Genomic DNA, 1,389 nt, shown 5'->3' with positions numbered 1-1,389 from the left:
TGACTAGTCCTAAATAATCGATACAGATTATTAGATAAAAATATTTTAATTAAACACCTGCAAAAACGTTTTTGCAGGTGTTTTTTGTTTTATAAGTTCTCATTTCAACTTTACTTTGTTCGTGCATTTGATTCGGCGTTAGCATATAATTAGAATAATGGGGTCTTTTGTTGTTATAAATACTAACCGCATTTTTTACTAAGATCTTCATTACGGAAAGTTCTTTATTAAACTTATCAATATTAAATTCTTGTTTCAAAATACCATTTACCCTTTCTGCTACTGCATTTTCATACGGATCAGAGTTTTGTGTCATACTGCATTTTATATTATTTTTCTTTAACACTTTTTGATACTCATCTGCACAATACTGCAATCCTCTGTCTGAATGATGTATTAATGATTTTTCCCTGTTCTGACGTTGTTTTATTGCATTTTTCAAAGCTATTACACTACTTAGAGTACTCATATTATCAGCCACATTAAAACCTACTATTTTTTTAGAATAGGCATCAGTAATTAAACTTAAATAGCATGGCTTTTCTCTTTTTCCAATATAAGTTATATCTGAGACCCAGACCTGTTCAGGCCTTTGTATTTGTAAATCTAATATTTGATTTTGATGCTTTCTAAATCGATGATGAGAATTAGTTGTTATATGATAGGAACGTTTCGCTGTAATTAAGAGATGGTTGGCTCTGAGTATAGCTATAAACTTATCTCTGCCTATTTTTAATGGTTTTAGTTGATTCTTTAAAAGATAATACAGCTTCTTTGATCCGATCCTGGGCATAGATTGTCTAATTTCTTGAACAACAGAAACAACTATCGATGCTTTATTGTGTTTAAGCTGTCTTGCTTTTATTTTTCGATAATAAACCTGTCTGTCTATCCCGAACAAAGTACAGGCAAACTTTATCGTTTGTTGATGTTCTTCTTTAAAATAGTCGATTGTTCGGGTGGTGAGTTTTTTCGGATGTCAATTTGATATTCTTTTTCTGCTATATCAATCATCATATCAAAAATAATAGCTTTCTTATCAGCAACAAAAGCTTGCTGTTCTAAAAAAGATTTTTGTTTTTCTAATAACTTCACTTTTGCTTCAAGTTCCATTATTTTTTGTTCTGGAGATTTTGACATAATGCAAGGTGTTTGATTGTCCCAATCAAAGTTACCGAATTTTCTCAGCCATTGAACGATTGTTGAACGAGATTGAATAGCATAATCTTTCCTAACTTGAGAAATTGAGGTTTTTCCCTGTTCTATTTCTTGAACAATTTGTAATTTAAAAGACATACTGTAGTCTTTTTGGGTACGCTTTACATAGCGTAATTCCTGATGGTTTTCCATAATGACACTTTTTGTGTATCGCTATTTCAGGACAAGACA

At 31.0% G+C, this 1,389-nt stretch carries 2 protein-coding genes; both read right to left on the bottom strand.

Annotated elements, in window-relative coordinates:
• Positions 1–49: 49 nt before the first annotated feature.
• On the bottom strand, positions 50–901 hold the full coding sequence (locus tag ACHRV3_RS22945) for an IS3 family transposase (RefSeq protein WP_395436285.1): 852 nt from the start codon (positions 899–901) through the stop codon (positions 50–52).
• Between the two features lie 14 nt (positions 902–915).
• Complete coding sequence (locus ACHRV3_RS22940) at positions 916–1,350, bottom strand: transposase (RefSeq protein WP_395436284.1); 435 nt, start codon at positions 1,348–1,350, stop codon at positions 916–918.
• Between the last annotated feature and the right edge of the window lie 39 nt (positions 1,351–1,389).

The organism is Flavobacterium sp. FlaQc-49, assembly GCF_044005985.1.
In the GTDB taxonomy this organism is placed as follows: domain Bacteria; phylum Bacteroidota; class Bacteroidia; order Flavobacteriales; family Flavobacteriaceae; genus Flavobacterium; species Flavobacterium cupriresistens.
Note: the sequence above shows the minus strand (reverse complement) of the source record. Positions and strands in the feature narration are given on the sequence as shown.

Excerpts from the sequence above, each read along its gene's own strand:
- ACHRV3_RS22940 (WP_395436284.1), bottom strand. The coding sequence starts at position 1,350 with ATGGAAAACCATCAGGAATTACGCTATGTAAAGCGTACCCAAAAAGAC.